The following is a 17,187-nucleotide window of genomic DNA, read 5'->3' as shown; positions in this document are numbered from 1 at the left end:
CTCACGCCCGGCTTTCATCCTTCATCCCTCATCCTTCCCTAAATGCGCCGCTGGCTGGAAGCGTTCGAAGAATTTGCCATCGACGTCATTCTCGAGCGTCGCTACGGCAAGCGCGCGATGGCCTTGCGGTGGTTTCTTCTCTCGTTGAGCTACCTGTTCACCATCGGCGTGCAGACGCGATTGTGGCTCTTCCGGCATCGCTTTCTTCGCTCGCATCATCCCGCCTGCTTCGTCATTTCGATCGGCAACCTCACCGTCGGTGGCACGGGCAAAACGCCTGTCGTGGAAAAGTTCGCCCGCACCCTGCAGGATCACGGTCGTCGTGTGGCTATTCTCAGTCGCGGATACAAGAGCAAGAAGCCGCCGCTCTTTCGGCGACTGCAGCGCAAGTGGCTGGGACTCGAGCGGCGCAAGCCGCGCATCGTCCACGATGGCAGGCGCCTGTTGCTCGACAGCCGGTTCGCCGGCGACGAGCCCTACATGCTCGCCAAGAGCCTGGCCAACGTGATCGTGCTCGTGGACAAGGACCGTGTGCGCTCCGCGATGCACGCCATTCGCGAGATGAAGTGCGACACCCTCATCCTCGATGATGGGATGCAGTACTTGCATCTCAAGCACCGGCTGGAGATTTGCCTCATCGATGCGCAAGCCCCCTTCGGCAACGAGTACCTGCTGCCGCGCGGCACGCTGCGCGAGCCACCGACCAATCTCCGCCGCGCCAGCTACATCTTCATCACCAAGACACCGGAAAAGGGCAACGCGGAACTCATCGAACGCATTCGCGAATACAACCGCACCGCGGAGATCGTGGAGTGCCGCCATCAACCGCTCTATCTGCGCAATCTCTACGATCCGGATGATCGCAAGCCGCTGGAGTATCTGCAGGGCCGCTACATCGCCGCTCTCTCCGGCATCGCACGGCCCGAGAGCTTTGAGCAGAGCCTGGTGGCCCTCGGCGCCAATCTTGAAATCACGAAGAGCTTCGCGGATCACCATCGCTTCACCGATCGTGAATTGCAGGAGTTTGCGACCCGCTGCTCCCGGCGCGATCTCGATTTGATCGTGACCACCGAAAAAGACAGCGTGCGTTTCCCGGCGAAGATCGCCGGCCTGGAAACGCCGGTCTACTATCTGCGCGTGGAGATCGAGATCCTCAGCGGACACGAAAGTTGGGAGAGCCTCGTCGAGCGCCTGTGCCGCCCGCAGAAGCTCCTCGCGCCGGAACGGTTCTTTCCGTAGCGACCCTCGGAAGCCACTTTCGAAAGGAGAAGGCGCCTTGGAGGGCCGAGGTGGCGGTGGGGAATGGTGGTGGCCGGTAATGGGCGAGCCACCGCTCCGTCGGTGCCGGACGCAGCTGCAATCAAAGAAGCGACGGAGCGCTTCCCTCCACCTCCGATTCGGAGGTTTCTTTTAACGCGATTGATTACTCCGCCGCGAGCAACTCGCGAATCGTCGCTAGCAGCAGATCGAAATCCACCGGCTTGGTGAGATGCCGCGAAAAGCCCGCCTCCTCCGAGTGGCGCACATCCTCTTCCATGCCAAAGCCGCTCAGTGCGATGCCGCGCAGGCGATACTCCGCACGCAGCTTTCGCATGAGATCGTAACCGGACCCGTCGGGCAGGCCAAGATCGCTGATCACCAGCCGCATCGGACGCGAGCGACCGCTGTCGTTCACGGTCTTGCGCGCAGCTTCGGTCTCGGCAAGGGCCTGGGCGAGACTGCTCGCCGCCGTCACCTGAAATCCCGCGCGGCGCAGCATGCGCGCCATCACCTGCGCCGTATCCGGATGATCCTCCACCAGCAGCAGGTGTGCATGGGCCGACTCGGCCGCACGCGCCGCGGTCTCCGGTCGCTCCGGTCCATCCGGCTTCACTTCCACCACCGCCGCCGCCGCTTTGGCCAGCGGCAAACGAACCGTGAACGTCGAGCCAAGATTCGTCCCCGGACTCGCGGCCGCAATCGTCCCGCCATGCGCTTCCATGATGGCCTTGCTAATCGCCAACCCGAGCCCCAGCCCGCCGAACTGCTGCGTGATCGACCGGTCTCCCTGCTGAAAGGCGCCGAACACCCGCGGCAGAATATGCGGGGCAATGCCGATGCCGGAGTCCTCGACTTCGACGACGAGCCAATGCGCACCGTTCGCTTCTTCCCGCCGGCTGCGGATGAAAATCTGTCCTCCCACCGGGGTGAACTTGATCGCGTTCTTGAGCACGTTCCAAAAGACCTGCGTGAGCCGCGCCGCGTCGACCCGCGCCACATGCCCGCCGTCGACGAGCGTCTCGTGACAGACGATCATCTTCTCCGCCGCTTCGTGGGCACAGCAGGTCTTGATCGCGTGCTCGATGATCGGCCGAATGTCGATCGTCTCGAATTGCAGCTCGAGCTTGCCCTTGGCGATGCGCGTGATGTCGAGCATGTCGTCGATGAGACGCGCCTCGAGCTCGATGTTGCGGAAGATCGTCGCCATGTCCTCCTGCACATCCTGCGGCAGGCGACCATCGCGCTGCAGCGCCGAGACGAGCGCGAGCACCGGCGTGAGCGGCGTGCGGAGTTCGTGGCTGAGCGTGGCAATGAAATTGTCCTTCGCGCGGCTGGCCGCTTCGGCCTCGAGCAGTTGCCGCTCGGCCATCACCTGCTTCATCACGCGATCCACCGTCGGCGCCACCAGCTCGATGAAATTCGGCGTCTTCGGAATGAAGTCGCGCACCCCGGCCCGCATCGCTTCGATAATGCGCGCCTCGTCTCCGTAACCCGTCACCAAAATCGCCGGCACCTCGCGGCTCTCCTGCTGCAGCGAGCGATAGAACTCCAGCCCGTTGGTCGGCTCCGAAAGCTGGTAGTCCAGCATCAGCAAATCGATCCGATGCGCCGCCAGCCGGGCATGCGCGTCGGCGGTGTTCGTCGTGAGTTCGACGACATAGCCGGCTCTCTCCAATTGCAACCGTTGCAGCCGGCCGATGCCCGGATCATCCTCCAGGACAAGGATGGTCCCACGCTGCCGGGGTTCTTTCATCGCTCAGGAGCCGCTATTGCGCGGACGTTGCACGATTTGCAGAAACAAGCCGAGGCGCCGAATGGCATCGATGAACCCTTCGTAGTCGACCGGCTTCGTGATGTAGACATTACAACCCAATTCGTAGCAGCGGTCGATTTCGCGCGGGTCATCTGTCGTGGTGAGCATAATGACCGGGATGCGGTGGGTATTGGTGTTCGCCTTGATCTGGCGAAGCGCCTCCACGCCGTCGATACGCGGCATGTTGATGTCGAGGAGGATGACGAGTTCATCGGCGAGAGTCTGCTGATGCGAATCGCCCCGTGTGGCGAGGCAATCGAGCAGCTCCTGGCCGTCGTGCACTCGCAGGAAGCCGTTGAGCAAGCCGGCGCGTTCGAGGTTGCGCTGCACGAGCTGGGCATGCCCGTCGTCGTCTTCAGCGAGCAAAATAGTGACTGGTTGTGTGGTCATGCTGCGGAATGGAAACGTTAATCCGTTCCTTGCGCGGGGCAACCCCCGGCAATGGCGAATGCCGCGGATCGGATGGGAAAGCGACGAAAAAAGTGGAGCCGACACCCTCGGTGGATTCCACCCATACCTTGCCACCGTGCCGTTCCACGACGCGGCGCACCAAGGCCAGGCCGACGCCTTCTCCCTTGGCCACATCGCCGTGGAGACGCTGGAAGATGGCGAAGACCTTGCCGAGGTATTTCTCGGCGATGCCGAGCCCATTGTCCTTCACGTAATAGGTCAGCGGCTTGTCCACACCCTCGGCCTCGCGCGTGACACTGCCGATCTCGATTCGGCCCGGTCGTTCGGGCGACAGATAGTTGATCGCGTTGCCGATGAGATTGGCAAAAATCTGCTCGAGCGCGGTCGGATCACCCCACACCGCCGGCAGATCGAGCACCGCGACTTCCGCCTCGTGCTGGTCAATCGTTCCACGCATCGCTTCGACGATGCGTTGAATCACCGGCTTCAGCTCCACCATCTTCGGATGATACTCCACGCGGCCCGCGCGCGAGAGCCGCAGCAACGCATCGATGATGCTGGAAAGCCGCGTCACCGCTGTCTGGATGTAATGCACGGACTCCGTCATGTCCCGCTCGGCCAGCAAGGTCGCGCGCCGGCGGTCTTCGGCGGACAGGTCATCCTTCAGCAACGTCTGCAATTCCTCCCGCGCCAGGGCCAGCTCGTTGCTGAAGCCCTGCAGGTTCACCAACGGCGAGCGCAGATCGTGCGAGACACTGTAGACGAACATCTCGATCTCCTGGTTCTTTTGCTCGAGATCGCGATTCGCCCGGGTCAGATCCGCGGCGCGGCGCTCGAGCGCTTCCTGGTAAACACGCTCGCGCTGCTTGGCCGAACGAAGGTGGTCCGCGAGAAGATGGAACTGCTCGTCCAATTCGCGGATCTCGTCCGAACCCGGCACGAGCGACGGCAGTGTCTCTCCATTGGTGATCCGCCGGGTATTCTGCGTCACCACTTCGATGCGGCTGGCGATCTCGCGACTGAACATCATCGCCGCCACCGCCCCAATGCCGACGTTGAGAGCCAATCCCCCGATGAGCAGCCAATTCTGTGTCGTGGTCGATTGATTCAACGCATCCAATCGCGCCGTATCGAGCTTCTCCTCGGCGGCGCGGAAATTCTCGATCGAGGTCCGCAGGTCATCCATCAACTGTTTGCCCTTCAAACCCTTGATCTCGTCCAGCGCGCCGGCCATCCCGTCCTTCCGGATCATCTGCAACACCTTGTGCTGGTAATCCCGCCGGGCTTGCGCGCTTTCCAGGATCTGCTGAAAGCGCACCTGCTGTTCAGGGTTGTCCTGGATCATGACCTTTAGCTCGGTGAACGCTGCGTCCAGCACCCCATCGTCCCGAGCAATCTCCGCCGGGAAAGTGTCCTTTCCCGTGAGCAGATAACCCCGCAGGTTGCTCTGGGTCGCGACCAGCATCCGGAAGATGTATTCCGTCTCTTCGATCACGTCCTTGGTGTGCATCGCCCAGTGCTGGGCATGGCTTAGATCATTCTGACGCTTGAGCAGCAGGCCTATGAAGAGCGCCTGGTAGACCAGCGGTAAGGCGAGCACCAGTAATCCCTTGCGCAGGATGGTGACGCGACGGGCCTTCATTCGTTCTGGAATCGTCCAGCGAGCTGCCTCCGGGCGCATCGAGTACGCAAAAATGCCGATAAGCGCATGTCTCGGAAACAGAAACGGGCGCAGGGTCTTGCGACCTGCGCCCGGATTGAGAATTTCTTTCTATGCCTTAGGCGATCTGCTCGCCCACCGAAAAGCGGAGGAAGCGGCGGATGACGAGTTCGTCCCCGAGCTCCTTGCTCTTCTCGGCCACCAGCTGAGTGATCGTCTGGTCGGGGTTCTTGATGAACGCTTGGTCGACGAGGCAGACCGTGCTGAAGAACTTGTCGAGCTTACCTTTGACGATGTTCTCGACGATGTTCGCCGGTTTGCCGGCCGGAACCTGCTCCACGTAAATGGCGCGCTCGCGCTCCACCGTAGCCGCCGGCACCGAGGTGCGGTCCACGCTGATCGGATGAGCTGCGGCGATCTGCAGCGTGATGTCGCGCACGAGTTGCTTGAAGATCTCGGTCGTGGAGGTCTCTTCCTTCTTCGCGCCGACTTCCACGAGCACACCGACTTTGCCGCCGGTGTGAATGTAAGCGGCCACGGCGCCAGGACCCGTGACTTCCACGCGCTCATGGCGGCGGATGACGAGATTTTCCTTCAGCTTTTGAAAGGCTTCGATGCGGTCGGCTTCGAGATCCGTCTTGGGATCGAGGGCGATCTTCTTCGCGATATCATCCGTGAAAGCCTTGAAGCTGTCGTTCTTGGCGACGAAGTCGGTCTCGCAATTGACCTCGACCAGCACGCCAACCTTGGCCCCCGGCAGGATGGCCTGCGCGATGACGCCTTCCTTGGCTTCACGATCGGACTTTTCGCCCGCCTTGATAGTGCCCTTCTTGCGGAGCACGTCGACCGCCGCTTCCACATCGCCATTCGTCTCGGCGAGGGCTTTCTTGCATTCCATCAGGCCCGCGTTGGTCTTTTCGCGCAGGGTCTTGACGAGTTGGGCATCGATAACAGTGGCAGTGCTCATAGGAAGTAGAGAAAAGTGGATAGTTGAGGGTTAATAGTTGATAGCCACGCGGGGTGGAGCGGACGCGTTGCAGTCGAGAAACCGACTATCCACTCTCAACTATCAACTCGCCGCGAAGCGGCGCGTGTTACTCGCTGACGCCGGCCAGGGCTTCCTGGTCCTTCTTCGTGCGACCGGTCTGCGCGGACACCATCGAGTCCACCAGCTTCTGCAGAACGATACGGATCGCGCGAATGGCGTCGTCGTTGCCGGCGATCGGGTAGCTGATCAGCTCCGGATCGGCGTTCGTGTCAACGATCGCGACCGTCGGGATCTTGAGACGTTTGGCTTCGGCAACGGCAATGGCTTCGCGGGTCGTGTCGATGACCACGATCGCGTCCGGCAGCTTCTCCATGTCGCGGATGCCCTCGAGGTTGCGCTTGAGCTTTTCACCCTCGCGCTTCACCGCGGCGATTTCCTGCTTGCCCATCTTGCTGTACTCGCTCTGCTTCTCGAGATTCTCGATGTACTTCATGCGAGCGATGCTCTTGCGGATCGTCGCGAGGTTCGTGAGCGTGCCCCCCAGCCAGCGCTGGTTGACATAAAATTGACCGCTGGCGATGGCCGCTTCCTTGATCGCTTCCTGCGCCTGCTTCTTGCAGCCGACGAAGAGGACCTTGCCATTGCGCTGCGCCACGGTGCTCAGAAAATCCGTCGCCTCGCTCAACTGCTCGACGGTCTTGCCGAGGTTGATGATGTAGATGGCATTGCGCTTCTCGAAAATGTACGGCTTCATCTTCGGGTTCCAGCGTTTGGTCTGGTGACCAAAGTGGACACCCGCTTCGAGAAGTTCGGTCATCAGTTCAGTGGACATAGTTTAGGCGGTGTATTCTGGCAGAAAGAAAATGGGCGAGCTGTTTAAGCGCGGAGGCAAGGGATGGCAAGGGATATCTTTGGAAAAAGAGTATCCCCCATCGGACGCCCGGCGTCCAATGGACATTCGCCTGCTCATGCTGAGACCAGCCAGGAACGCCTGGACCGGGTCCTAAACTGGCCGGGCAATCGCCCGTTTTCAAGCAGGATCACTCTGGAACTCACCCATTTACCCATCCAGCGGACTCGCCACCCCCATCCCTGGCCGATTCAGCACATGGGTATAAATCATCGTCGTCGCCACATCCTTGTGCCCGAGCAGCTCCTGCACCGTGCGGATGTCCTGCCCCTTCTCCAGCAAATGCGTGGCGAAACTGTGCCGCAACACATGCGGAGTCACCGGCTTCGCAATCCCCGCCCGGCTCGCTGCCGCCTTCAACGCACGCTGCAGCGAATCCTCATGCACATGATGCCGCCGCACCACATCCGACCGCGGATCGCGCGACTCCACCGGCGAAGGAAACACCCAGAACCAATGCCACGCCGTCGCCGCATGCCGCAACTTCTCCCCCAGCGCATGCGGCAAAATCACCCCATTCGCCCCCGCAGCTCGATCCGCTTCATGGAGCGCACGAGCCTTGGCCAATTGCCGCTTCAGCCCCTCCCGCGCCGTCTCCGGCAACATCGTCACCCGCCCCTGCCCTCCCTTTGTCTCCTGCAGCGTCAGCACCCCGCGCGCAAAATCCACATCCTTCACCCGCAACCGCACACACTCGATCATCCGCAAGCCTGCCCCGTAAAGCAGTTGCGCCATGAGCAACGCCGTCCCCTCCAGTTCCATCAGCAACCGGCGCATCTCCTTCACCGCCAGCACCACCGGCACCTTGCGCGTACGCTGCGCCCGCACCAGCCCGGCAAACTCGCCCGGATCACGTCCCAGCACCTGCTTGTAGAGAAAGACCAGCCCATTGAGCGCCTGCATCTGCGTGCTCGGCGCCACATCGTGCCGCACCGCCAGGTCCGTCAGAAACTCGGTAATCTCCGGCGCCCCCATCTCCTTGGGATGCCGTTTGGCGTGGAACAGGATGAACCGCCGCACCCACATCCAGTAAGCCTCCTCCGTGCGCAAGGAGTAGTGCCGCAGCCGGCAAGCCTCGCGCAACCGCTCCTCCAATCGCCGGGGCCCGCGCCCTTCCCCGGCAGCGGACGGCGGGGAAGCGGAGTCAGTCGGCATATGATAGAAACAAAATGTGCAGCCGCCATACTCCGACCGCACCCCGTCGACGAGCAAGCCTGAAATCCCTCCTTTTTCTCTTGCCAGGAAAGAAGCATCCGGCGCTATCCTCGGCCCATTGGCTCCTCGACCTCAAAGAATATGCCGATTTTCACCTCCCTCATCTGTCGGTCTAATACCATGTTAGGCGTCGCTACCGTCTCGTTTGAACGATAGTCCAACAAACACTTTGAATGCCACGCGATGACTTCCAGCACCGAGCACCTGAGAACGTCCCCGGCAAGTATTATGTGTCTGACCAGTGCATGGACTGCGACCTCTGCCGCGAGACGGCACCCACGGTCTTCGCCCGCCATGCGCCCGGCGGCTATTCCTATGTCCGCAAGCAACCGGAGACGGCCAAGGAGGAGTCATTGGTGCGCGAGTGTGTCGAGGGTTGCTGCGTTTCTACCATCCACGGCGACGGCGACACGTTCGACTGGCAAGCGATTCCCGCAGACACACCTTACTACCTCACGCCCGAAGGACGCGCCGCACACGAACGCTTCCTCGACTTCAAGAACGGCTCGTGTTGCAAGCGCCGTCCAAACTTTTTGGTCCGCTTTTTTCAACGCATTTTCCGCAATGACCGCAATGCCTAACCATGCGCTGCAGCGAACCGCTCCGCACGTCACGGCGGCTGCTTCCGGCCTCCGCCTTTCCCCCACGGTGCAGCCGCCGCGCCGTGCTCCGCGGTCGCTGAGCTTGGGGGCGTTAGGCGACTGCCATGCGTGAGCGCAAAACTGTCATCTACGATTCGAAGCAACACAGCATTGTGAGCATCATTGAGTTGCACAAGCGAGGCGAGGAACTGCTCTGCCGTTGGTGCCACTCTCCGCTTATCATCGCCCTTACTCACGAAGAGGCGAACAAGCACAAGGTTCATCCAGGCGTTTTCTGTTCGCGGAACCGAAAGCACCTGACTATTCTCGCTGAGCTCAGCGACTAAGCTTCTCTCTTTTCCATGCGCGATTCCGCTCACGAAATCAAATCGCCTAACCAAGCGCTGCAGCGAACGGGCCGGGAACTCGCTCCTGCGTTCGGCGCGCCTACGGGCCCGTCGCTGAGCTTGGGGGCGTTAGGCGTTTTCCCCTTTTCTCGTGTCTGACGCGCGTAACCAGATGATCGCAGCTCTGAAGGCCGCTGTTCTGCCTGCTTGGCGCAACCGCGGCTTCGCCGGCTCATTTCCGCACCTCCGACGCGACCGCGGAGATCAGATCGATTTGATTACATTCCAATTTGACCGTAATGGCGGTGGATTCGTGATTGAGCTTGGCCAATGCAAGCCAGAAGATTTTACCACTACTTTAGGCCGGTTGACTTCTCGCGAGAAGGTTAGAGCGTGGGATGCTCCATTGCGCACGAGAATTCAGCCGCAACCCGGTTCAAGCCCTCAGGATTGGTTTCGCTTCCGATATGCGACTACGCCGGATGCATTCCTCGAGATCGCCACGTCTGTATTGTCATTCACGGAAGCCATTGAGAATCTGTTTCAGCGGTTCGATCCAGAAGCGGTTGCTGCCCACGAGAAGCAATTGTTTGATCCAGTTACTCCTCCTTGCCCTCCCGTCGACCCCATACAAATTCCGCTCCTGTGAACACAAATGCGCCTCCTCAGGAACTGGAAATTCGGAGCGTTGATTATGAACAACTTGCATCGGCCATGAAAACGGGGAGACGGAACCAGAAACAGGATCAGTTCCTTCCGTCATTGCTCCGCGCGCAGCGTGGTTGGGGTGCTAACCAAGCGCTGCAGCGAACAGCTCCGGGCGTCACGAGCCATGCGGCCGACCACCTTCGCCCCCAGCCGCCTGCGCCCGCGCATGGCTCGCGCCGCCCTCCGCTGTCGCTGAGCTTGCGGTCGTTAGGCGTCGCCACGCGCGCCCTGAATTCATGACCTACGAAGAAGTCATTTCCGGTCTTCGAGCTCTCGAAGAAAACGATTTCGGCGACGACGTGCCGAGCCAACTTTTCCAACTGACTGAGGCGCTGATGGAACTATCGCAACCGGAGCGCGCGGTCCCCGAGTTGTTTGCAGTCGTGGAGCGCTTCCCCGATGCAGAGTTGGGAACACCGGGACCCCTTGTTCATACACTGGAGCGCTTGGACTACACCGAGGAGTTGGCTTCATCTTTGCGGCGCCGCCCGACTCCGCATGGCGTCTGGATGGTCAATCGCATTTTGAACGGCACTTTACCGGCTGAGCGACGCCAGTTCTATCTCGATCTTCTTGCCTCCATTGCACACCATCCCAACGCCACCGAGTCTGCACGTGACCAAGCAGAACACTTCCTCGAATTCCAATCGACCCACGCCTCCTCAGAAACTAACTAGTCATTACACTGGAGGGGAGTGAGTTGGAAGCCGCAGAGGGCGGCTTGTTTTCGGAGGTTTTTTTCCCGGCGTTTGCGGTGGAGTTCTTCTTCTTGGGCGAAGACGGAGGCGTCGTAGGGACAGCGGTGTTTGATCAGGTGATGAAGGATGCGGGCCAGTTTGTGGGCGGTGGCGGTGATGGCTTCAGGTGCACCGAGCCAGGCTTTCATGCGGCGGAAGAAGTCGCCCAGCGCGGACTGGCTGCGATGGAGCGCCTGAGCGGCCATGCGCAGGGCGTAGGCCGTGCGGCTCTTCACGTCGCGGGTGGCAGCGGAGAGGACGCGACCACCGGTCACGCGGTTGTCCGGGCAGAGGCCGAGCCACGAAGCGAAGTGCTTGGGCGTGGCGAAGCGCTCTACACTCGAGCCGACTTCGCTCAGGAAGGTGCTGATGGTCGTGCTTTGCAGACCGGGCACCTGGGTGAGATCGACTCCGAGGATGCGGTAGAGTTCCCCGCGCAGGTCAAACTGCGGCTCGTTGCGCTGCGGGCGCACATGGCTGGTGGTCCTGGCCGGGAGCGGGGCAGTGGCCAAATCGACGCGGGACTCGAAGCCGCGCAGGAAGGCGGCGATCTGCGTGTCGCACTCGGCGATCATCTGCTGGTAGTGCGCGTAGGTGGCGCGCGCCTGCCGCAGGGTGAAGAGGTGTTCCTCCAGTCGCCGAGCAGGCTTTTGGCGATGGTGGCCACGTCAGCCTTGATGCGGTGATCGCGCAGGGCGGCGAGCTTCTGTGGGTCGCGCTCGCCGGCGAGGATGGCATCGACGATGGCCAGGCCGGTCTTGCCGGTGAGATCGCTGATGACGTTGGCCAGTTGAATGTTCATTTGGGTGAGCGCCTTTTGCATGTGCTGCACGTGGCTGGCGGCGTAGCGGATGAGCGTATCGCGATGCCGCCACAGGCTGCGCACCGCCCAGACCGCCGCGGGTGGACGGAAGGAGCCACGGAGCAATCCCACCGAGTGCAGGTACTGCAGCCACTGGCAATCGCTGACGTCGCTCTTGCGCCCGGGCACGTTCTTCACGTGGCGGGCATTGACCAGGCAGACCTCCAGCCCGCGGGCTTCGAGGATCTGGAAGATGGGGATCCAATAGACACCCGTGCTCTCCAGGGCCACAGTGCGGATGCCACAACGTCCGAGCCAATCGGCCAGGGCGTGCAGATCCTCGGTGAAGGTGGCAAAGGTGCGCACCGGCTCGGGATCGGCAGCGGCGGGCACGGCGACATAGAGTTCCGTGGAGCCGACATCGATGCCCGCGGCGTGCGGGCGCAGGAGGGGCTGGGCGGTGGTCGTCCTCGGCTTGGGAGCGCGGCGAGAACGGGCTTTCTTTGGCTTCGATTTGGGCATAGCAATGAGGTGTTGATTAAGTGCCTGGCCAGCGGGCGGTCCGAGTCGTGAAAACAAAAAGCAAACTCCTCAACAGGATCAGCCGCGTGCGCGTGAGCGTGCGCGGCCGTCACCAGTGGCTTGCACACAAGACTCGGCACCACGCTAACCCACGGGTTCACCGCTCGCTACGAACGAACGGCGGACACCATTGGCGACTCGGTGTACGGCTTGCCTCCGCTGGCCAGGCCACTTCCCTATGCCTCCAACGCCCCGCACAACCCAAGTTTCTTCTCCCATTGCTCCGCGCGCAGCGTGGTTGGGGTGCTCACCATGCGCTGCAAGCGAATTGTCGCCCACGACACCTCGCGATCTGCCAGTGTGGTCTCCGACGGTGGACAACGGCGCATCCGTGCGGGCAGTGCTCCAAGCTGTCATGCCTGCTGCTCCCCAGAGAACCCACCATGCAGCAGTCCTGACTCGCCCATGGACCGACCGCCACTTGTCCCGTACGCCGCCGCCTCGGGCTCGCCCATGGGCCGGCCTCCACTTGTCCCGTACACCACCGTCTCGGCCGTCCCTCCGCAGTCTCCCGCCACGGCGGGATTGGGGGCGCTAGGCGACTCCACGCGCATATGACCAAGCCGCAGTGCGGCAACCGCGCATTGCCCGAAGTGACCGGGGAGTCGTTCCGGGAGATCACCGTAGCGCAAGGTTCGGGGAGGGACGGGTTTGAAACGATCCGCATCTTCGCCGACGGCACTGGTTACGCGGTGGCAAGAATTGGCGATTCGCGCGCCGTCCGTATCCCGCTGCATCTGTCGCCGCCGCAACTTGCGCTCTTGCTCCGTGCCATTCAGCAGGATCGCCTGAGGGATATCCAGGGCCTGTATAGTTCCGGTATCCAGGACGGCACCCAAGGCTTTGTGGAACTGGTTACATCGAGAGGCCGGGTGTATGCGTGGCTCGATAACTACTTCGAGCCCGTGTCCTCCCTTTTCGCCTTCTGCAACCAGCACATCTGGCCGGAGGTCAGGCGCAGAACCCCGGCCCACCAGCGTCCACGCCACCTCAACTTACAAGAAGAGTATGAGCGCGTATTCCGCGGTAAGACCTGACCCAGCGCCGCAGTCTCCCACTACGGCGGGATTGGAACGTCAGGCGTCATTTCCGCGCCTTACCAAGGTGGCTGGTAAAAACATCCGGCAGAAGTAGACTGACAAAATGAGAAAGATCAGGATCTTCGAACACATCTCGCTGGATGGCGTGATTGCGCCCGGCGGACCGAACGAAGATAGCGACTACGCGCGTGGTGGATGGTCGGCACCGTATCGCAGTGCAGCCGGGGCAGAAGCTTTGGCCGAGGCCCAGGGCAAAGGCTTCGATCTACTGCTGGGTCGCCGCACCTACGATCTTTGGGCCGACTTCTGGCCGACGGTCAAGACCGGGCCGTTCGCGGAAGGTCTAAACGCCGCAACGAAATATGTCGCGACCCACCGGCCGGACAGCCTCGGATGGGGACCGGTCGGGCCCTTGGGCGCGGATATCATGGAGGGGGTTCGTCGCCTCAAGTCACAAGACGGCCCTGACCTGATCGTCTGGGGGAGTTCGACGTTGACGCCCGTGCTGCTCGAGCAGGGACTCGTCGACGAGGTGGTGCTGATCGTCTACCCGGTCTTGCTCGGCCGAGGCAAACGCTGCTTTTCGGACAACGCTGACCCGCGCGAATTCGCTCTTCTCAGCACGAAGGCCACGTCCACAGGTGCGCTCCTCAACACTTATCGACACGTCGGCCCAGTGCGAACCGAATGAAATTGATACCGCCCAACCATAATTGCCCGGCACCGCCGTGCCGTCCCTGCGGGCTGCCTTCGGCAGGCTATCTCGCTCCGCTCGGTTTTCCTCCGCTTCCTCCGCAATCTCCCGCGGCTGCGGAATTGGGGGCGTTGGGCGCTTCTGCGCGTGTCCTATGAACGACACCCCAACAACCGGGGCCGACGGCGAACGACCAACCCGTTGCTACGCCACCTACCGAAGGAAGACGCGCGCCTTTCCGCGAGATGGTTACGGATGCCATTCGATACTGGGAGCCACGTCGCCTCATCTACAACGCGGCTTTGGCAGCCATCGTCATCGGCTACTTCATCGCGGGACTGCCCCAGTCGCGCTCCACGCTCAGCCTCAACAGCATCCTCTTGCTGTTCTTACTCGCTGTGCTCGCGAACGTCTGCTACTGCGGCGCCTATATCGCCGACGTCTTCGCGCAGTTCTCCGGCTTCCGTGCTTTCTGGCTCCGCTGGCGCTGGTTACTTCTGACCCTTGGTATCGCCTTCGCATCCGTCATCACCCGTTTCTTCGCACTCGGCTTTTTCGGGTCATATTAGGCCGACAAACTCGCGATGAACTGAAACTGAAGTTCACTCCGAAACCCAAATGACCATCGGGATTGTCGCTCTCGCCATCGGTTTTCTCTGGGCCGTCTGCAAAGGCTGTGTGGTTTGGAACTGCGCTCACGATCTCTTCAATGGCGGCGGACCTCCCACACTTGACTTCCCGGTCATCTGCTCCCTTCCCCTGGCGATCGGCTGTAGTGAGGTGTTGAACGCGCTTGGCAGGAACCCATTTCCCGGTTTCGGTTTTGTTGTTTACCTCGGTTTGGTCGTGATCTTCGGTTTCTTGCTTTGGCTTTTTGGTCGTCTCGGCGAACCCGAACGCCAAAGGCAACTCCAGGCGCTCCAACAAAAGAAGGGATCTGTGGATAAGCCGACCGCCTAGCCCTGCGTCACTGTCAACGGCGGCGCATAGGAGACACTGGATTAACGGGCGGACCCGTGCACCTTTACGGCGATGCGGATTGCCCGGAGCCCGGCGAGTTGCCAGACTCTGCCGAAATTATTGCCCGCGATTCTCATTCGACCCTGATACCTGTGACTACACCGAAAAAATACTCCCGCCTTTCGCTCCTCGGACATACCGCGAAATTTCCCGAGCACCCGAAGGCGGCCACCCTGGAGACGTTCAAGAACGAGAACGCCAAGCGCGATTATTGGATCACGTTTGAGTGTGGGGAATTCACCTCCATGTGCCCGGTCACCGGGCAGCCCGATTTCGCGAAGATTCGCATCGAATACATTCCTGGCGAGCTCTGCATTGAAACCAAGTCGCTCAAATTCTACCTGGCGTCTTTCCGGAATACGCGATCCTTCAACGAGGCGATCGTGAACCGGATCCTCGATGACATCGTGGAGGCGTGCCGCCCGCGCCATGCGATGGTGCACGGGGAATTTGCGCCCCGCGGCGGCATCGGCGTGATCGTGGACGCGGAATATCCGGATCGTCCTGAGAATGCGAAGGCGCCCAAACGAACGAAGCCGGCATCGCCCCGGCGCACCCGTTCATGAGCCGGAGCAAAGTCGTCGTCCTGGTCAGCGGCGGAATGGATTCTGTCGCGGCCCTGTATCATACCCAGGCGGAGCATCCAGTTGTGGGGGCGTTGAGTTTCGATTACGGTTCAAAGCATAACCACAAGGAGATTCCCCTGGCGGCATACCACTGCGAGCGGCTGGGCGTGCCTCATCGGGTCATCCCGCTCTCCTTTATCAACGAGCTCTTCGCCTCGGATTTGCTGCAGTCGGGCGGGGCGATTCCGGACGGGCATTACGAGGAATTGACGATGAAGCAGACGGTCGTGCCTTTTCGGAATGGCATCATGCTCTCGATCGCCGGCGGTTACGCGGAGAGCGTCGGCGCGCAGGGCTTGATCATCGCCGCACACGCGGGAGATCACGCGATCTACCCGGACTGTCGCGAGGCCTTCATGCAGGCGATGGGCGAAGCCATTCGCCTGGGCACCTACGCGGAGATTCAACTGCTCCGTCCGTTCATTCATTTTTCCAAGGCGCAGATCGCCGCGCGCGGCCATGAGCTGGGCGTCGACTTTGCGAAAACCTGGTCGTGCTACAAGGGGCAGGAGATTCACTGCGGGACGTGCGGCACTTGCGTCGAGCGGCGCGAAGCATTCGCGGTCGCCGGCATTCCAGATCCCACGGTTTACGCGAGTGTGGCGCCGTTGCCGGCCAAACCTGTGACGAGCTGACGTGCTGATTTCCGAGATCTTCTACTCCATCCAAGGCGAAGGCGAATTGACCGGCGTCCCATCGGTCTTCGTGCGCACTTCGGGCTGCAATCTGCGCTGCCGGTGGTGCGATACGAAATACGCCTCCTGGAATCCGCAAGGCGACGAGATGAGTATCGCGGAGATTTTTGCGCGCGTCGACGCCTTCCCCGCCACGCATGTCGTTTTGACTGGCGGCGAACCGATGGTCGCAAAAGGAATTCACGAATTGGCGCAACGGTTTCGCGAGGCCGGCAAGCACATCACCATCGAAACCGCGGGGACGATCGCGCCGGAAGGGATCGCCTGTGATCTCGCGTCGCTGAGTCCGAAACTCGGCAACTCGACGCCGCTGGAAGGCGAGATCGCCGAGGGATGGCGCGAACGGCATGAAAAGGCGCGGCTGCAACCGGAGGTGCTGCGGGCGTGGATCGAGCGTCACCCGTTCCAACTGAAGTTTGTGGTCGAGCAATCGTCGGACGTGGAGGAAATCGAAGCGCTGCTCGACAGGATCGGCGCGCCGATTCCGCCGCACAAAGTCCAGCTCATGCCGCAGGGGACCGACCTGCAGACGATTCACGGCCGGGAGGAATCGCTCATCGATCTATGCAAGCGGCGTGGTTATCGCTATTGCCACCGTCTGCACATCGCCCTCTTCGGGAACACGAGAGGAACCTGATTTTCATGCCTTACCGAATCTGCAAAACCATCGACATCGAAAACGGGCACATGCTGTCCAAGCATCCGGACAAGTGCCAGTTTCCGCATGGACACACGCGCAAAGTCGAGTTTGTGCTCGAGGCCGCGGAACTCGACCGCAACGAGATGGTGTGCGATTTCAAGATCATCAAGGACGCCGTCGGCCAATGGCTGGACACCTTTGACCATGCGCTGTGCATGAATACGAGTGACCCGGCCTACGCGGAATTCAAGCAACGCTACGGCGACCGGGTCATCGGCTTCGAGAATCAGGATCCCACGACCGAAGTGCTGGCGCGGACGATTTTCGATCACGCCTCCAAGGCCCTGAGCGCTTACTCGCAAAAGCAGGACTCGCGCTACCCGCTGCGCCTCGACGCGCGCCTCGTGACCGTCCGCGTGTGGGAGACAGCCACGTCGTGGGCGGAATACGCGGAATAG

19 protein-coding genes and 1 pseudogene are annotated in these 17,187 nt (G+C 61.3%); 13 read left to right on the top strand and 7 right to left on the bottom strand.

Annotated features, from left to right (window positions below):
- The first annotated feature begins 42 nt into the window (after positions 1–42).
- Complete coding sequence (lpxK, locus tag CFE428DRAFT_RS14090) at positions 43–1,239, top strand: tetraacyldisaccharide 4'-kinase (RefSeq protein WP_006980236.1); 1,197 nt, start codon at positions 43–45, stop codon at positions 1,237–1,239.
- Positions 1,240–1,423: 184 nt separating this feature from the next.
- Here the strand turns inward: lpxK and CFE428DRAFT_RS14085 are convergent, their stop codons facing one another.
- From CFE428DRAFT_RS14085 to CFE428DRAFT_RS14060, 6 genes are all read right to left on the bottom strand, one after another.
- Positions 1,424–3,013, bottom strand: coding sequence for an ATP-binding response regulator (locus CFE428DRAFT_RS14085; RefSeq protein WP_006980235.1), 1,590 nt, complete (start codon positions 3,011–3,013; stop codon positions 1,424–1,426).
- Between the two features lie 3 nt (positions 3,014–3,016).
- Positions 3,017–3,463, bottom strand: coding sequence for a response regulator (locus tag CFE428DRAFT_RS14080; RefSeq protein ID WP_006980234.1), 447 nt, complete (start codon positions 3,461–3,463; stop codon positions 3,017–3,019).
- Entirely contained in the window at positions 3,429–5,126 is a 1,698-nt protein-coding gene (locus CFE428DRAFT_RS14075; RefSeq protein ID WP_006980233.1) for a sensor histidine kinase, read from the bottom strand. Before CFE428DRAFT_RS14075 ends, CFE428DRAFT_RS14080 begins: the two co-directional genes overlap by 35 nt.
- A gap of 136 nt (positions 5,127–5,262) precedes the next feature.
- Positions 5,263–6,111: a translation elongation factor Ts gene (gene tsf, locus CFE428DRAFT_RS14070; protein ID WP_006980232.1), complete on the bottom strand. Its 849-nt coding sequence runs from the start codon at positions 6,109–6,111 to the stop codon at positions 5,263–5,265.
- A gap of 127 nt (positions 6,112–6,238) precedes the next feature.
- Complete coding sequence (rpsB, locus tag CFE428DRAFT_RS14065; protein WP_006980231.1) at positions 6,239–6,964, bottom strand: 30S ribosomal protein S2; 726 nt, start codon at positions 6,962–6,964, stop codon at positions 6,239–6,241.
- Between the two features lie 228 nt (positions 6,965–7,192).
- The gene (locus CFE428DRAFT_RS14060; RefSeq protein WP_042725004.1) at positions 7,193–8,197 is read right to left on the bottom strand and encodes an integron integrase; all 1,005 of its coding nucleotides are present in this window, start codon (positions 8,195–8,197) and stop codon (positions 7,193–7,195) included.
- Between the two features lie 233 nt (positions 8,198–8,430).
- Between CFE428DRAFT_RS14060 and CFE428DRAFT_RS35045 the strand changes: the two genes are divergently transcribed.
- The 4 genes from CFE428DRAFT_RS35045 (at position 8,431) to CFE428DRAFT_RS14040 (ending at position 10,570) form a co-directional block, all read left to right on the top strand.
- Positions 8,431–8,838 carry a ferredoxin gene (locus CFE428DRAFT_RS35045; RefSeq protein WP_006980229.1) on the top strand — a complete coding sequence of 136 codons (408 nt, stop codon included), beginning with the start codon at positions 8,431–8,433 and terminating at the stop codon, positions 8,836–8,838.
- A gap of 125 nt (positions 8,839–8,963) precedes the next feature.
- The gene (locus tag CFE428DRAFT_RS14050) at positions 8,964–9,185 is read left to right on the top strand and encodes a hypothetical protein (protein WP_006980228.1); all 222 of its coding nucleotides are present in this window, start codon (positions 8,964–8,966) and stop codon (positions 9,183–9,185) included.
- 151 nt (positions 9,186–9,336) lie between these two features.
- Positions 9,337–9,834: a DUF4304 domain-containing protein gene (locus CFE428DRAFT_RS35685; RefSeq protein ID WP_131989376.1), complete on the top strand. Its 498-nt coding sequence runs from the start codon at positions 9,337–9,339 to the stop codon at positions 9,832–9,834.
- Positions 9,835–10,129: 295 nt separating this feature from the next.
- Positions 10,130–10,570 (top strand): hypothetical protein, encoded by a 441-nt coding sequence (locus CFE428DRAFT_RS14040; protein ID WP_006980226.1) that lies wholly within the window; start codon positions 10,130–10,132, stop codon positions 10,568–10,570.
- On the opposite strand, the pseudogene CFE428DRAFT_RS14035 reads toward CFE428DRAFT_RS14040, so the two are convergent.
- A pseudogene (locus CFE428DRAFT_RS14035) lies at positions 10,567–11,954 on the bottom strand (IS110 family RNA-guided transposase). The gene CFE428DRAFT_RS14040 and the pseudogene CFE428DRAFT_RS14035 sit on opposite strands and share 4 nt — an antisense overlap.
- A 614-nt stretch (positions 11,955–12,568) precedes the next feature.
- Between CFE428DRAFT_RS14035 and CFE428DRAFT_RS14030 the strand changes: the two are divergent.
- The 8 genes from CFE428DRAFT_RS14030 (at position 12,569) to CFE428DRAFT_RS13995 (ending at position 17,187) form a co-directional block, all read left to right on the top strand.
- Positions 12,569–13,051 (top strand): hypothetical protein, encoded by a 483-nt coding sequence (locus tag CFE428DRAFT_RS14030; RefSeq protein ID WP_006980223.1) that lies wholly within the window; start codon positions 12,569–12,571, stop codon positions 13,049–13,051.
- 106 nt (positions 13,052–13,157) lie between these two features.
- Complete coding sequence (locus CFE428DRAFT_RS14025) at positions 13,158–13,745, top strand: dihydrofolate reductase family protein (RefSeq protein WP_006980222.1); 588 nt, start codon at positions 13,158–13,160, stop codon at positions 13,743–13,745.
- A gap of 305 nt (positions 13,746–14,050) precedes the next feature.
- The gene (locus CFE428DRAFT_RS14020) at positions 14,051–14,317 is read left to right on the top strand and encodes a hypothetical protein (protein WP_157447515.1); all 267 of its coding nucleotides are present in this window, start codon (positions 14,051–14,053) and stop codon (positions 14,315–14,317) included.
- A gap of 49 nt (positions 14,318–14,366) precedes the next feature.
- The gene (locus tag CFE428DRAFT_RS14015; RefSeq protein ID WP_006980220.1) at positions 14,367–14,708 is read left to right on the top strand and encodes a hypothetical protein; all 342 of its coding nucleotides are present in this window, start codon (positions 14,367–14,369) and stop codon (positions 14,706–14,708) included.
- 152 nt (positions 14,709–14,860) lie between these two features.
- Positions 14,861–15,334: a preQ(1) synthase gene (gene queF, locus CFE428DRAFT_RS14010; RefSeq protein WP_042724956.1), complete on the top strand. Its 474-nt coding sequence runs from the start codon at positions 14,861–14,863 to the stop codon at positions 15,332–15,334.
- The gene (gene queC / locus CFE428DRAFT_RS14005; RefSeq protein WP_006980218.1) at positions 15,331–16,029 is read left to right on the top strand and encodes a 7-cyano-7-deazaguanine synthase QueC; all 699 of its coding nucleotides are present in this window, start codon (positions 15,331–15,333) and stop codon (positions 16,027–16,029) included. Before queF ends, queC begins: the two co-directional genes overlap by 4 nt.
- A gap of 1 nt (position 16,030) precedes the next feature.
- Positions 16,031–16,726 (top strand): 7-carboxy-7-deazaguanine synthase QueE, encoded by a 696-nt coding sequence (locus tag CFE428DRAFT_RS14000; RefSeq protein WP_006980217.1) that lies wholly within the window; start codon positions 16,031–16,033, stop codon positions 16,724–16,726.
- Positions 16,727–16,731: 5 nt separating this feature from the next.
- Positions 16,732–17,187 carry a 6-pyruvoyl trahydropterin synthase family protein gene (locus tag CFE428DRAFT_RS13995; protein ID WP_006980216.1) on the top strand — a complete coding sequence of 152 codons (456 nt, stop codon included), beginning with the start codon at positions 16,732–16,734 and terminating at the stop codon, positions 17,185–17,187.

Source organism: Chthoniobacter flavus Ellin428, assembly GCF_000173075.1.
Taxonomy (GTDB): domain Bacteria; phylum Verrucomicrobiota; class Verrucomicrobiia; order Chthoniobacterales; family Chthoniobacteraceae; genus Chthoniobacter; species Chthoniobacter flavus.
This window is presented reverse-complemented; position numbering and strand designations above follow the sequence as displayed.

Excerpts from the sequence above, each read along its gene's own strand:
- CFE428DRAFT_RS14060 (WP_042725004.1), bottom strand. The coding sequence starts at position 8,197 with ATGCCGACTGACTCCGCTTCCCCGCCGTCCGCTGCCGGGGAAGGGCGC.
- CFE428DRAFT_RS13995 (WP_006980216.1), top strand. The coding sequence starts at position 16,732 with ATGCCTTACCGAATCTGCAAAACCATCGACATCGAAAACGGGCACATG.
- CFE428DRAFT_RS14030 (WP_006980223.1), top strand. The coding sequence starts at position 12,569 with ATGACCAAGCCGCAGTGCGGCAACCGCGCATTGCCCGAAGTGACCGGG.
- CFE428DRAFT_RS14025 (WP_006980222.1), top strand. The coding sequence starts at position 13,158 with ATGAGAAAGATCAGGATCTTCGAACACATCTCGCTGGATGGCGTGATT.
- tsf (WP_006980232.1), bottom strand. The coding sequence starts at position 6,111 with ATGAGCACTGCCACTGTTATCGATGCCCAACTCGTCAAGACCCTGCGC.
- rpsB (WP_006980231.1), bottom strand. The coding sequence starts at position 6,964 with ATGTCCACTGAACTGATGACCGAACTTCTCGAAGCGGGTGTCCACTTT.
- CFE428DRAFT_RS14015 (WP_006980220.1), top strand. The coding sequence starts at position 14,367 with ATGACCATCGGGATTGTCGCTCTCGCCATCGGTTTTCTCTGGGCCGTC.
- CFE428DRAFT_RS14080 (WP_006980234.1), bottom strand. The coding sequence starts at position 3,463 with ATGACCACACAACCAGTCACTATTTTGCTCGCTGAAGACGACGACGGG.
- CFE428DRAFT_RS35045 (WP_006980229.1), top strand. The coding sequence starts at position 8,431 with ATGCCACGCGATGACTTCCAGCACCGAGCACCTGAGAACGTCCCCGGC.
- CFE428DRAFT_RS14040 (WP_006980226.1), top strand. The coding sequence starts at position 10,130 with ATGACCTACGAAGAAGTCATTTCCGGTCTTCGAGCTCTCGAAGAAAAC.
- CFE428DRAFT_RS14050 (WP_006980228.1), top strand. The coding sequence starts at position 8,964 with ATGCGTGAGCGCAAAACTGTCATCTACGATTCGAAGCAACACAGCATT.
- CFE428DRAFT_RS14085 (WP_006980235.1), bottom strand. The coding sequence starts at position 3,013 with ATGAAAGAACCCCGGCAGCGTGGGACCATCCTTGTCCTGGAGGATGAT.
- lpxK (WP_006980236.1), top strand. The coding sequence starts at position 43 with ATGCGCCGCTGGCTGGAAGCGTTCGAAGAATTTGCCATCGACGTCATT.
- CFE428DRAFT_RS14075 (WP_006980233.1), bottom strand. The coding sequence starts at position 5,126 with ATGAAGGCCCGTCGCGTCACCATCCTGCGCAAGGGATTACTGGTGCTC.
- queC (WP_006980218.1), top strand. The coding sequence starts at position 15,331 with ATGAGCCGGAGCAAAGTCGTCGTCCTGGTCAGCGGCGGAATGGATTCT.